The following is a 13,851-nucleotide window of genomic DNA, read 5'->3' as shown; positions in this document are numbered from 1 at the left end:
GCTATCACACCATAAACTTAATTGATTTGATCTATATAGCTAGGGGCTATACTTTTGAGGCATTCAAACACAGCAACCTCAAAACCCTTGGATATGAACAGCGAAAATCAACCTGCCAAATTAACCACCGCTTCCGGTAAGCCTTACTACGAGCACGAAAACAGCATGACCGCCGGTCCACGTGGCCCGATTCTGCTCGAAGACTTTATCCTGCACGAAAAACTGGCGCACTTTAACCGTGAGCGCACCCCAGAGCGTGTGGTACACGCCAAAGGCACCGGCGCTTACGGCTCCTTCACGGTTACCCACGACATCACCCGATATACAAAAGCCAGGCTGTTCAGCGAGATCGGCAAAGAAACCCGCGTTTTTCTGCGCTTCTCGACAGTAGGCGGCGAAAAAGGTAGTGCCGACTCGGAGCGCGACCCACGTGGCTTCGCCCTGAAGTTCTATACCGAGGAAGGTAATTGGGACCTGGTGGGCAACAACACGCCGGTGTTCTTTATCAAGGATCCGAAAAAATTCCCGGACTTCATCCATACCCAAAAGCGCGACCCGCGCACCAATACCAAGAGCGCCACCATGATGTGGGACTTCTGGTCCCTGAACCCGGAGAGTCTGCACCAGGTGGTCATACTGATGAGCGACCGCGGCACCCCGTTTTCTTACCGCCACATGCACGGTTTCGGCAGCCATACCTTCTCCTTCATCAACAAAGAAAACGAGCGTTTCTTCGTGAAATTCCACTTCAAGACGCTGCAGGGCATCCGGAACTTCACCGACTCCGAAGCGACTCTGATGAAGGGCATGGACCCCGACCAGGCGCAGCGCGATTTGGTAGAGGCCATCGACCGGGGCGACTTCCCGCGCTGGGCCATGAAAGTGCAGATTATGCCGGAGGCCGAAGCCGCAACTTACAAGTGGAACCCGTTCGACCTGACCAAGGTATGGTCGCAGAAAGACTACCCGCTGATCGATGTGGGCGTTTTGGAGTTGAACGAGATTCCGGACAATTACTTCGCGCACGTGGAGCAGGCTGCTTTCGCTCCGGCGCACCTCGTGGACGGCATCGGCTTCTCGCCTGACCGCATGCTGCAGGGCCGCATCCTGTCTTACCCGGACTCGCAGCGCTACCGCATTGGAGCGAATTACGAGCAGATTCCGGTAAACCGCTGTCCGTTTGCGGTAAACAACTACCAGCGCGACGGCGCCATGCGTGTGGACGGCAACGGCGGCAGCACCCCCAACTATTTCCCGAACTCTTTCGACAACATCAAGGCAGATGAAACTTACAAAGAGCCGGCGCAAAACCTGGGCACCAACGTAGTGGCCGACTGGTACGACCGCAACGCCGAGGGCGAGAACGACCACTATACCCAGCCGGGTGACCTGTTCCGTTTGATGACGCCGGAGGACAAGAAAAACACTATCAGCAATATCGTGGGAGCCATGCAAGGTATAGACGGACCGAAGCGGGCAGAGATTATAAACCGTCAGCTGTGTCACTTCTTCCGCGCCGACATCGGTCTTGGACTGGGTGTTGCGCAAGGCCTGGGCGTTGACGTAAGCGCCCACACGGGCGGCGTGCAAGCGCACTAAGTTGACACGCTATTTTGTGCTATGGAAAAGCCGGCCCCGTGCCGGCTTTTCCTGTTTCAGGAACCCTGGTCCCCTCCATACCCCCCACGGTCTTCGCCGGGCTTGCAAACACTTTGTTTCGCTATACCTGACCCGTTTCGACCTGCCTGTGCTACTGTCAACTTTCCCGGAACCTAAAGCCGCTGAGAATTGTATTAAAACTTATACATGAATAAATGATCATGTATTGCAATTACCTATTATTAACACGCGCATGAACGACCTAAAAGTAAGGGTAGACAAGAAGAAGCTGGAACGAACGGCCTATGTACTCAAATGCGTGGCCCACCCGGTGCGTATCAGCATCATTGACTTACTTGAGCAGCAGGACCAGCTCACCGTGAGCCAGCTGCAGGAAGTGCTGGAAATCGAGCAGTCGCTCCTCTCCCATCACCTCACCAACATGCGCGACAAGGGTCTGGTGGAAACCCGTCGGCAGGGCAAAAATGTGTTTTATTTTCTGACAGATTCCAGCATCTCCAACATCATCGATTGCATTAAGGGCTGCAAACCGGTACAGAAGACAGCATAGTAAAATGAAATTATTTTCATATCATTACTTTTTAAACTGAACTCCCAACGGAGCCGATGCACTGAAAGCTTCTTGCAAACGTTTATTTAACATAGGTCAAACCGCAACCTCCATGAAACTATTCCTGATAAACTTACTGGCAGCTGGCTTACTGAGCTGCAGCAGCCCACAGCAGGGCGATGCTAAAGTGAAAACCATATCTGCCACCGAATACAAAGCCCATCATGAAAAGATCGACAACAAAGAAATTATGCTGGTTGATGTGCGCACTGCTACTGAGTTTGCGGCAGGACACCTCGAAAAGACGCAGCACGCCGACTTCCTGAGCGGGGAGTTTGAAAAAGAAATGCAGCATTGGGACAAAGACAAAACCTACTACCTGTATTGCGCCAGCGGCAACCGCAGCGGAAAAGCGGCCAAACTGATGGAAGAAGCCGGTTTTAAAAATGTCTATAATATCGGGGGGTACCAGAACCTGAAAGCGGCCGGTCTTCCGGTAAAAGAATAGTAGGGGCAATTATTACAGCAGCATGAACGTCACATAGTATTTACACGTACCTTTACATGACTTATTTGATAACATGCTGTTGATGTACCCCTCTTACCAAACGATATTTTCCTCTGATTTCTACAAGATACAGATTGACCGGGAAAATAATTTATTGCTGGCCGAGTGGCTGCGGGGCGTGAAACACGAAGAAATGGTCATAGGCGGTACCAAATTATACGAGACCCTCCGTGACACCGGCATCACCAGAGCAGTAGCCAATGCGGAACGTCTGATCTTGCTGGACGCACCTACCAAGGAGTGGATGTCTAAACATTTCTACGAATTGCTTTCCCAAACCCCACTTGAGAAGCTGGCCAGAGTACTGCCAAGCAGCCTTTTCGCGAGGTTGTCCCTCGAGGCAGTCGCTACCCGCGCTGAGGCGCTAAGCATCAACCGGTTCCAGTTCAAGAACTTCTCCAACCAGAAAGACGCCCTGATCTGGATTAACGAGTAGAGCGACAACTCTGATCCCAAAGATGCCCGCCTGCGACACAAACCCCTGTTAGCCGCCTTTCTGATTCCCGAACTAACCGGTTCTATATAGAAAAACGGCTATACCTGATCCGGAAAAATTTATATCACAAACTTGCAGTATAGCTATGCCTTAATGTAACTTGTGGTGCAAAGGAGAAAGGAATAGGGACATGCGCATACTACACACGTCAGACTGGCACCTCGGCCAGCGACTCGTCAACCTCGAACGAACCGAAGAACACCAGCATTTCCTGGACTGGCTCCTGCAAACCATTGAAGCCGAAAAAGTTGACGTGCTGCTAATGGCCGGCGATGTGTTCGACACGGGCGCTCCCTCCAACACCGCCCTCAAACAATATTATAATTTCCTGACGAAGGTATGTGCCACTTGCTGCCGCCACATCATCATCACGGGCGGCAACCACGATTCGGTTTCCACGCTCAACGCACCCAAAGAACTGCTCGACTGCTTTAACATAAAAGTGATAGGCGGCGCCACTTCTGACCTGTTGGACGAACTAATCGAACTAAGGGACGAAAACGGCGAACTGGAGCTGGTGGTTTGCGCCGTGCCTTTCCTGCGCGACCGCGACATACGCCTTTCCATACCTGGCGAAAGCTACGAGGAGCGCGAGCAGCGCATCAAGCAAGGTATAGCCGCCCACTACGCCGCCTTTGTGCCACACGTGCAGCCTTACAAAGCGCAAGGTATACCGGTGGTGGCCATGGGCCATTTGTTTGCTGCCGGCGGCTCGGCCTCCGACAGTGAAAAGGAAATACATGTCGGCAATCTCGGCCAGATCGGGGCCGATCAGTTCCCAAAAGAGTTCGACTACGTAGCGCTCGGTCATCTGCACCGTCCGCAGCAAGTGAACAAGACGCACCACATCCGCTACTCCGGCTCCCCTATTCCGCTCAGCTTCAGCGAAGTGGCCGACAAAAAAGTAGTCTATGTGCTGGACTTTGAGGCTGGAAAACTCACGGACCTGAAAGAGATCGCTATACCTGTCTGCCGCAAACTGGTGCGCTTTAAGGGTGAACTCGAAGAAGTAAAACAGAAAATTGCGATCTACGATAACAGCAGCTATACTTTGCCCGCCTGGGCCGAACTGCAGGTAGAGCTCTATGCCGCTATACCTGATCTCAACCAGCAATTAGATGAAATCCTGAGCCTGAAAAGCAACGAGCTGCAACTCCTGATCCACCGTCCGCCCCTCATCAAAACCGGCCGAAAAACCCTGGAGCAGGAAGTGCGCGAGGAAGTGGACCTCCATACCCTGAGCGAGCAAGACGTGTTCCTGAAACGCTGCGAAAGCGCCTTCCCGGAAAGCGACCATACGGAGTTGCGCCATACCTTCGCGGAGTTGATGGAGTTGATGCGGCAGGAGGAGTCCTGACTTAGTAACATAAATTCAATTCAATCCAGATGTACTCACCTAAATTATAAACATAGATATTCTAGAAATTTACTTGCCGGTTTACATGATGATCGAAAAGAAAACAATAGCTAGAGAATCCTTAATTTTTATCGGGAGCCTTCTTCTAGTAAGCTTGTTAGTCTTAAGTTATTATACTTACAAGGGCTATCTAACAAGTCGAATAGAAAAAAATCAGCTAATGCTCCTGAATTTGAAGGAGGAGAAAGATTCTATACCTAAAGCTACATTTAGTAAAATCTTATTAAGGAAGAAGCTGTTTTCTTACATGGATCAACAATTCGACCTAAAAAATAGTGCTTATCCCACAGTAGCCAGTTTATGGGGAAGATTTGAAGCCTTAGTTCAGAAGGATAGTTTAATATATGCCTATGACAATAATTTCACCCCACAGTTTAAAGAATTATTAGAAGGAAAAGGCTTTTACAATGGTCATATGTTTGAAGAATTGATAGAGGAGAATATTTTAACTCATCATGACATCTTAATCATTGAAAAGAAGAATAAAATTGAGCAACAAATAAGAAACTTCTCTGAACTCATTTCTGAAGATAGTATAATGTTAGGTTCAAATTTGCTTCAACATAAAATCCTTCTAATACTTATCTCCATCATATTCACGATACTCTATCCAATACGCTTCATGATAATATGGACAAGATGGTCTATAAAGACACTGAAGCATTAATTTTTTACAGTTAGTGCTATCCTAACTGAGCTGTGAACTTTACTTATACCCCCATGAAAATCCTCGCCGTCCGCTTCCTGAACCTCAACTCGCTGAAAGGTGAGCACGAGATCCGTTTCGACCAGAGCCCGCTGGCTGATGCGGGGCTGTTTGCCATTACCGGCCCGACCGGAGCAGGCAAGACCACGATCCTGGATGCGATCACGGTAGGGCTTTACGGTATGGCGCACCGGCATAACAACGAGCGCCCCCTGGAGCTGATGACCCGCCACACGGCAGAGTGTTACGCTGAGGTGGAGTTTGAGGCAGGCGGCAAGGTATACCGCTCGAAATGGCACCTGCGCCGCAGCCGGGGGAAAGCCGATGGCAAGATACAGCCCGTACACATGGAATTGTACGACTTCGACAAAGACGAACTGCTGGACCTGAAACCCAGCGAAGTGCCCGCCATGGTGGCCGAGATCTGTGGTCTTGACTACAGCCAGTTTCTGCGTTCTGTGATGCTCTCTCAGGGGGATTTTGCCCGTTTTCTCAAGGCAAGCCCGACCGAGCGCAGCAGTTTGCTGGAGAAGATCACCGATACGGGCATTTATTCCGACATCTCGAAGTTTGCGTTTGAAAAGGCCAAGCAGGAGCGACTGAGATACGAAAGCCTGGAGCAACTGCTCCAGAACACACAACTACTGCCCGAAGAGCAGCGTGCAGCCTACGAAACCAGCATACGGGAACTAACAAGTCAGGAAGCAACTCTTCAGCAAGACCTGACCGCCTTGCAGGCGAAGGTGCAGTGGCTGCAGCAGGTAGCGCAGTTGCAAACACGTCGGCAGCAACATGAGCAGTCCCTCGCAGTGCAAGAGCAGAAACTACAGCAACTGCAGCCAGACTTTGTGAAACTTGCCCAGCACCAGCAGGCCCATCAGTTTGTAGGCGAACTGGCCGAGATCCGAAGCGCCAACTCCAAAGTGGTGGAAGCACATGAGCAGCTGCAAACCCTACAAAAACGAGTGCCCACGCTGGAGACGGAGCTGGAAGCTGCCGGAAGAATTGCAATAGAGGCCACCAAAGCATTTCAGCAGCAAGAGGAAGCTGTCCAGAAGCTGGACCCAATTCTGACGCAGACCGTCCGGCTCGACCATCAGTTAAATAGCATTCGTGATGCTTACACTAAAAATAAGAACTCCTACGTCACTTTTGAGCAACAACAGCAACAGGAGCAGGTGCAGCTGCAAACCAGGCAAACCGAACTGGAAAAACTGACGCAGGAAGCAACGGGTATTAAAAACTGGCTGGAGCAAAATGCAAAGTTGCAGGATCTGAAAGAGCATCTGCCTGAATTCAAAGCCGTGCTGCGCGACCTGCAGGAGGTCGAACAGCGCATCCGGCGCCATCAGCAGGAGCAGCAGGAACTGACCCAGCAACGAGCTTTAGAAGCAGCTCAGTTAACCACCCTGCAAGAGCAACAAGCAAAGCAGCACACACTTCAGGAGCAACTACAGCAGCAAAAAAGTGAAAAGCTTACTGCCCTCCAAGGTATACTGGCCGATAAAAACATGGAGGAACTGGAGCAGGCGGCACAGGCACAGCCCGCCCTGCTCGCCCGCCATGAGCGTCTGCATGAAGTAGCACAGCAACACGCTGCTCAACAGCAAAAGCTTCAGTTGACGAATGAAAATCTGGCACAGCTGAAGCAACAGCTGGAAGAAACCGACACCGCTCTTCAGGATAACCAAAACAGGTATAGCCAGGCAAGCGAACACCTACTGGCACTTCAAAAACTCGTGCAACTGCAACAGCAGATCCAGCAGTACGAGGAGGCACGCCATACCCTGACGCAGGACGAGCCCTGCCCGCTTTGCGGCTCCACCCACCACCCTTTTGCGGAGAGCGGCTATACCTTCGACCTGCCCGAAGAAGTGCAGAAACGCGACAGGCAACAGGCGCTGGTGAAGGAGCTGGAGCAAGGCCTGCAAAAGCTACAAGTGCAACGCAGTTCCCTGGATCAAAAACAGCAGCTGGAACAGATTGCCAAAACGGAAACCGAAACGGGACTGCAGCGACTCCGCCATACCTTTAAGCAGGCGGCCGCAGGGTTGCCACAGGAAACAGGTATAGACAACGTAGCCCAGTTAGCGCTCTTGTTGCATAAGCAGCAAGAAGCTGCCACGGTATTGCAGCATCAACTGGCGCAGGCCCGGGCACTGAGCCGTGAACTGGAAGGTATAAACCAGCAGCAGCAGCAACTACGCGAAGCACAGGTGCAGGCCCAGTCGACCTTTAACCAGTTGCAGGCCTCCGACAAAATGCTGCAAAGTCAGCTTCAGAAGCTACAGGCGACTTTGGCGGACGAATTGGAGCAACAGCAGGCGCATACCGAAACCGCCGAATCCTTTGCCGCTACGTTCGGGTTGCGCTACAAAGCTGAAGAGCGCCACAGCTTGGTGCAAACGTTAGAGCAGCAAGCCACTTCCTATGCCCAAAAGCAGCAAGCGGTGGAAGGGATGCGCGAAGCGTACATTGCTTTACAGCAGTTGGTTAAGAACCTGAAAGATAACCTGGCCCAGAAGCAGAAAGAACTGGAAGAGCGAAAGCAGGCACTAACCGAAGAGCACGAGCAACTGACGCAGCTGAAGACCGAACGCTATACCCTGTTGGGTGACAAAGACCCGGATCAGGAGCGCAAGTCGGCCCATGAAGAACTGAGCACCAGGGCCCGGCATGCCGAAGAGGCCCGTCGCAACCAACTGCAGAAACAGCAGGAGTTGCGTGAAGCCCGTGCCCGCCAGACAGAGTGCCAGCAGAAGCACCAACAGAACACCTCGGTACTGGAAGAGCTACGCCAGGGCTTGCTCCACGTGCTGCAGCAGAAAGGCATTGAAACCATCGAGGTGCTGAGCCAGATGCTCCTCCACCGCGACGAAGCCGACCGCCTGGCAAACCAGAAAGCGCAGACCGAAAAGCACCTGACCGAGCTCCGCAAAAGTTTGAGCGATGTGCAACAGGAACTGACGCAGCTGCAGCAAAAACAGCTGACCGATGAAGGTATAGCCACGCTGCAGGAGCAGCTACAAGAAAAAACAGCACTACAGCGGGAGCTGATCTCGCAACGGGCACGCCAGCAATTATTGTTGGATCAGGATGCCCAGCAGCGCGAGAAGAACAAAGCACTGGCCGAACAGCTGAAAACGCAGCAGCAGGTATGCCACCGCTGGAGCCAGCTGGCCGACCTGATCGGGTCTTCAGACGGGTCTAAGTTCAGTCGCTTTGCGCAGGGTCTCACCCTGGCCCGACTCGTGGAACTGGCCAACCGGCACCTGCTCAAGCTAAACGACCGCTACCGTATCCTCAAGTCAGCGGACGAGGACCTGGCCTTGCTGATCGTCGACACCTACCAGGCAGAGGCGGTGCGCCCGATGAACACGCTATCCGGAGGCGAAAGTTTTCTGGTGAGTCTGGCCCTGGCCCTGGGCCTTTCGGACCTGGCCGGTCGCCGCACCCAGATCAACTCGCTCTTCATCGACGAAGGCTTTGGCACCCTCGATGCCGACACGCTGGAAGCCGCCATTTCGACGCTCGACAACCTGCACGCGGCCGGCAAAACGATCGGTATCATCTCGCACGTGGAGGCATTAAAGGAGCGCATTAGCACCCAGATCGTGGTGACCAAAAAGCCGGGCGGCCTAAGCTCCGTTCGCGTCGTGGCGTGGTCTGGCCCATAAACTTCCACTTCATAACATAGGACTACAACTGCCCGAATCCGGCAGTTGTACCCTCTTGTGCTGCGTGAGGGCACCTTGCCTTTTAGCAAATTGCATTTTTCCAAAGAGCCTTTCTATTCCCATATCCGTATTAGCATTATTAACCATTAAATTCTTATATTGCTCCCTGCTAATGAATCATTTACGGTAATCCAAACTGTAGAGACGTACCTATGCTTCTACTATTCCTGACTCGTTTATTCCTATTTATCGGCCTGACTCAGCCGCAGCAAAAAATCCTGATCCAGGATTTGAAGACTGAATTGGACCGGACGGAGGATATAACCCGTAAAGTTGAGTTGTACTGTGAACTGAGCAAGGCGCATAACAGCATCAATCCGAAAACCACCATTGCGTACGGCAACAAGGCGGTGGACTTGGCACGGGAGGCGGGTAACGACAAATTACTGGCCCTGGCCTACAATGAAACCGGCTCCGGCCACTACCTGCTCGGCGATATCGACAAGGCCGTCCAGTTTTACTACATGGCGCTCCGCATCCGCGAGAAGTTGGGCGATCCGTCAGACCTGAGTGCCAGCTACAACAACATCGGCAATGTGTATGCCGACCAGCATAACCACAAAGAGGCGCTGCCGCTCTATAAAAAATCACTCTCACTCGCCACCACGGCACAGGACACCCTGCGTATGAGCAGCGCCCTGAGCAATATCGGTGGCGTATACCTGGACCAGGGCAAGTATGACCTGGCGCTGGTTTACTACCGGGAAGCACTGCCTATCCAGGAAAAACTGAAGGACAAACAGGGCATCCTGATCTCGCTCATCAACATCGGAGACGCCTATAACGGCAAAAACGACTTCCAGACCGCCCTCTCTTACCTAAACAAAGCCCACCTGATAGCCAATGACCTGGGCAGTCAGCATGATGAGGTGTATGTGCTGCGCGGCAAAGCCGAGTCGTACCTAAAGGCCGGCAAATTCGAGAAAGCGCTCGATAACGCGCTGGCCAGCATGGAACTTGCCAGGGCGTACGAAGGCAAGTATGTGCTCCGCGAGAATGCCGCCATCCTGGACCGTATCTACACGGCCATGGGCAACTTTGAAATGGCCCACTACTACCTGACACTGCACACCACCTACAACGATAGCCTGCACAACGAACGGGCAGCAGATCGCATCGCGCAGGAGCGTGTGAAGTACGAAACCGCCCAAAAAGACAAGGAAAACCTGCTGCTCCGCGCCGAGCAGGAACTGAACCTGCGCAAACTGGAGCAGCGCAGCATTGTGCAATATTTCACGATTGCACTGCTGTTGTTGGTATGTGCCATGGCTTATGTGTTCTTCAGAGAACGACAGCACCAGAGCCGCATTAACAAGCTGCTCACCCAGAAGAACGAGCTGATCATGCACAAGAACCAAGCACTGAACCAGCACCAGAAGGCACTGACGGAACAGGCCCAGCAGCTCAACATACAGAAGGAAAAGCTTACGCAGCTCAACACTATCAAGGACAAGCTCTTCTCCGTCATCGCCCACGACCTGCGTGGCCCGCTGGTGGCGCTCAAAGGACTGCTGCATGTGATGGCCATGGGCAAAGTACCGGCCGACAAACAGGAAGGACTTTTCAATAGCTTAGTAAAAGGACAGCAGAACGTACTCTGGATGCTCGACAACCTATTCGACTGGGCCCGGGCGCAAATGGAAGGCTTCGAGGCCGACCCGAAACCACTTCCGCTGCGCGAATTGGCTGACGAGAACATCCGATTGCTGCAGCCTGTGGCCAGCAGTAAAGAGGTGGTGCTGGATAACCGGATCGATCCGAGCCTGGCTGGCTGTGCCGACAAGGAAATGATTCGTTTGGTGCTGCGTAACCTGATCTCCAACGGCATCAAGTTCTGCAAGGCCGGCGACATCGTGACGCTCTCAGCCAGGCTGCAGGACGACCATGTGCTGGTATCGGTCAAAGATACAGGTATAGGCATGACGCCGGAGGTGCAGCAGAAGCTGTTTGGTGGCGGCAGCTACTCCAGCCGGGGTACAGCCAACGAAAAAGGCAGCGGACTGGGCCTGGCGCTCTGCAAAGACTTCGTGGAGCACAACGGCGGCGCGATCTGGGTGGAAAGTGTACCAGGTATGGGCAGCACGTTCATGTTCACACTCCCCTGCTCCGTTAAGAAAGAAGAGAAAGAAAGTGATGCGCCTCCGGTGCAGGAGAAAGAAGAAAAAGCAGCGGAACAGCTGCAACTAGCCTAGGGGCTTTTCTAAGATTTATAAAAATGGCTGCTTCTGAAAAGAGGCAGCCATTTTTAATGGAGGCTTCCATAAAAACAAATACTTCTGTTTGCGGTAAAAGGAGAATAGCAGCACCTTTGCCCCATGAATAAGTCCATCTTATACCTACTCCTATTCACCAGCCTGCTGGCGGCGCCTGCCTGCAAGCAGGACAATGAAAAAGCACGGGAGGAATTCCGTCAGCGCCGCGGTGCTGTGGAGCAAAACACACCCGAAACAACTGCACCACCAGAAGACCCTACCAGGCCGGATGTAGTCCCACGGGATAAAACGGAGGCAGTGCCGGAAACGGAAGCTCCGACGGTGCCGGGCGACCGGGTGGTGGGTGTGAAAGACGGCGACACCTTTGAACTGCTGCGCAACGGTCAAACCATTACGGTACGCCTGCTTGGCGTCGATACGCCTGAGAAAAACCAGGCCTACGGACAGCGGGCCAAGCAATTCGCCTCTGACCTGGCCTTTGGCAAAAACGTGCGCCTGATCGAAGGCAACAAAGATCGCTACGGCCGCACCGTGGGCACGATCATCCTGCCGGATGGCCGAAGCCTGAACGAGGAACTGGTGCGCGAAGGCTTTGCCTGGCACTACACCGCCTACTCCAAAGACAAAACCCTGGCTAACCTGGAAGCGGATGCACGCCGTTTTAAGCGTGGCCTCTGGCAGGACCCGAACCCGGTAGCTCCCTGGGATTTCCGCAAGCAAAAGCCTGCTCCCGTGGACAACAGCAAGGCCCCTGTGCCTGCCGGCGCCTCCAAACGCCAGGTATACCTTTGCGATAGCTCTGGCTCATCTGTTTACCACTATAGCACGAACTGCTCCGTGTTGAAGCGTTGCAAAGAGCAGGTCATCACGGTTACAGAAGCCGAGGCGATCCGCCAACACAACAGACGGGCTGATAAATCTTGCAGCCCTAAATAATTCCGCCTATTTTAGGTATAGCATTCTATCCAACCTAACACTGATATGTTCAAGAAGACCCTGGCAGGTATGTTTGGCCTGCTCATCTCGCTGGCTGGCTGCCAATCACCTGACAACGCGCAAACAGAGCAAACTGCCGTGCAAGAGACAAGTGCAATTGCCGACACAGTAAAGCGCGAGCCCCGTCCAAAGCCTGAGTTCTATTCTTTCAAAGGAGTGGAGAAAAAGCGGGTATACATTTGCATGGACCCAGCCGAGGATACTTTCCACCAGAAACACGATTGCCCGGTGCTGATCAGCTGCGCGAGCACTTTCCGCAACCTGTCGCTGCCACGCGCCGTCGAGGCTTTTGACCGCTACAACTGCGAAACCTGCAGCGCCGACCTTGCCTATGTTTTCGACGAGAATTCCGTCCAGTTTGAGACAGGCCTTTGAGAGCAGCGCCAAACTAGCAAAAGGATATAAAAAAAGTGGCCGCCTCTTTCGGGGCGGCCACTTTTTTTATCGGCTTATACCTTACTTTCTGCCTTTCAATACCAGCAAAGGCACTTCTGCCTGGTATGTCATTTTTTCGGCCAGGCTCTGCGAGAAGAGCTCCCGCAGGAAGCCTTTTTCACGCCGCAGAATGGCGACCATGTCGCCGCCTGACGCGTTGTAGTATTCTTTTATACCGTCGGTGCGGTGCTTGCTGGCCACTTCCTCGAAATGGATGGGAGCACCCGGGAAAGCCTGCGCAATCTCCTGCATAAAACCGGTTTTCCTGTCGCTCGTGCGTCCTGCTTTGTTTACGTGCACCACATCGACGCTAGCCCCGAACATGGCTGCAAAGTCCAACACTTCGCGCAGGGTGGCTATATCATCGGCGGCATAGTCCGAAGCATAAATAATTTTGCTGATGTGCGGTTGTGCGACTGTGGAAGGTATAGACAATACCGGGCATTTCACCTGCTCCATCACCGCTTCGGCATTGCTTCCGATCAACAGCTCCTCAAGCGCATTGCCGCCGCCCGTTGTGCCCATCACGATCAGGTCGTACCCGACGGTCTTGGTCAGGTGCTCGGCAATGTCAGTTAACAAGGCCTCCTTGATGATGTAGTCGCAGGTAAACCCGTCAGCTCGGTTTGCGCCATGCCGCTCCTCTATTTCGCGACAAAGGCTTACCAGTCGCACTTCGGCATCCCGCATCTGCTCCCCGAGCAACTCGCTGGCCACCAGTGCGGTTTCAGAAGTATCGACAATGGGCAGGTGCACCACATGCAGCAGGGTGAGGTGCCCTCCTGACTGACGGGCGATCAGCACAGCGTATTCCAGCGCTTTGTTTGCTGTTTTAGAAAAGTCGGTGGGGCAAAGTATTTTTTTCATGTTGTCTGGTGGTTGGTAGGCGGTCTATATCAGAGATTCACTATGTATACGTACCGAAGCAAAAATGCGCTTTAATCTTGCCAATAAAAATGACCGGCATCATCTCAGACACAAAAAGCCCGCCCGCCTATACTTGACTTATAGACGCTTTGGTCTGTTCGTATGATAACAGAAAGCTGAACAAAGGACCCGAGTCAAATACAAAACTCAGCTGTGCGGCTAGACAGTTTAACTTGTAAAAATCCA

11 protein-coding genes are annotated in these 13,851 nt (G+C 52.7%); 10 read left to right on the top strand and 1 reads right to left on the bottom strand.

The window, feature by feature from the left end; all coding sequences use genetic code 11:
• Window positions 1-93 precede the first annotated feature (93 nt).
• From Q4E40_RS09580 to Q4E40_RS09535, 10 genes are all read left to right on the top strand, one after another.
• On the top strand, window positions 94-1,599 hold the full coding sequence (locus Q4E40_RS09580; protein ID WP_303411755.1) for a catalase: 1,506 nt from the start codon (window positions 94-96) through the stop codon (window positions 1,597-1,599).
• A gap of 253 nt (window positions 1,600-1,852) precedes the next feature.
• Window positions 1,853-2,170 (top strand): ArsR/SmtB family transcription factor, encoded by a 318-nt coding sequence (locus tag Q4E40_RS09575; RefSeq protein WP_303411753.1) that lies wholly within the window; start codon window positions 1,853-1,855, stop codon window positions 2,168-2,170.
• Window positions 2,171-2,282: 112 nt separating this feature from the next.
• A complete protein-coding gene (locus Q4E40_RS09570) occupies window positions 2,283-2,678 on the top strand; it encodes a rhodanese-like domain-containing protein (protein WP_303411751.1) in 396 nt (131 codons plus the stop codon).
• 73 nt (window positions 2,679-2,751) lie between these two features.
• Entirely contained in the window at window positions 2,752-3,174 is a 423-nt protein-coding gene (locus Q4E40_RS09565; protein ID WP_303411749.1) for a hypothetical protein, read from the top strand.
• 190 nt (window positions 3,175-3,364) lie between these two features.
• A complete protein-coding gene (locus tag Q4E40_RS09560; RefSeq protein ID WP_303411747.1) occupies window positions 3,365-4,591 on the top strand; it encodes an exonuclease SbcCD subunit D C-terminal domain-containing protein in 1,227 nt (408 codons plus the stop codon).
• A gap of 85 nt (window positions 4,592-4,676) precedes the next feature.
• Window positions 4,677-5,318, top strand: coding sequence for a hypothetical protein (locus Q4E40_RS09555; RefSeq protein WP_303411745.1), 642 nt, complete (start codon window positions 4,677-4,679; stop codon window positions 5,316-5,318).
• Between the two features lie 53 nt (window positions 5,319-5,371).
• Window positions 5,372-9,034 carry an AAA family ATPase gene (locus Q4E40_RS09550; RefSeq protein WP_303411743.1) on the top strand — a complete coding sequence of 1,221 codons (3,663 nt, stop codon included), beginning with the start codon at window positions 5,372-5,374 and terminating at the stop codon, window positions 9,032-9,034.
• A 212-nt stretch (window positions 9,035-9,246) separates the two neighbouring features.
• Window positions 9,247-11,286 (top strand): tetratricopeptide repeat-containing sensor histidine kinase, encoded by a 2,040-nt coding sequence (locus Q4E40_RS09545; protein WP_303411741.1) that lies wholly within the window; start codon window positions 9,247-9,249, stop codon window positions 11,284-11,286.
• A 123-nt stretch (window positions 11,287-11,409) separates the two neighbouring features.
• On the top strand, window positions 11,410-12,243 hold the full coding sequence (locus Q4E40_RS09540; protein ID WP_303411739.1) for a thermonuclease family protein: 834 nt from the start codon (window positions 11,410-11,412) through the stop codon (window positions 12,241-12,243).
• 45 nt (window positions 12,244-12,288) lie between these two features.
• Window positions 12,289-12,678 carry a hypothetical protein gene (locus Q4E40_RS09535; protein ID WP_303411737.1) on the top strand — a complete coding sequence of 130 codons (390 nt, stop codon included), beginning with the start codon at window positions 12,289-12,291 and terminating at the stop codon, window positions 12,676-12,678.
• A gap of 81 nt (window positions 12,679-12,759) precedes the next feature.
• Here Q4E40_RS09535 and Q4E40_RS09530 read toward each other — a convergent pair whose 3' ends face one another.
• Entirely contained in the window at window positions 12,760-13,605 is an 846-nt protein-coding gene (locus tag Q4E40_RS09530) for a universal stress protein (protein WP_303411735.1), read from the bottom strand.
• Between the last annotated feature and the right edge of the window lie 246 nt (window positions 13,606-13,851).

This window comes from Pontibacter coccineus (assembly GCF_030546575.1).
Lineage (GTDB): Bacteria > Bacteroidota > Bacteroidia > Cytophagales > Hymenobacteraceae > Pontibacter > Pontibacter coccineus.
The sequence above is the reverse complement of the archived record's forward strand: the minus strand, read 5'-3'. Positions and strand labels throughout refer to the sequence as shown.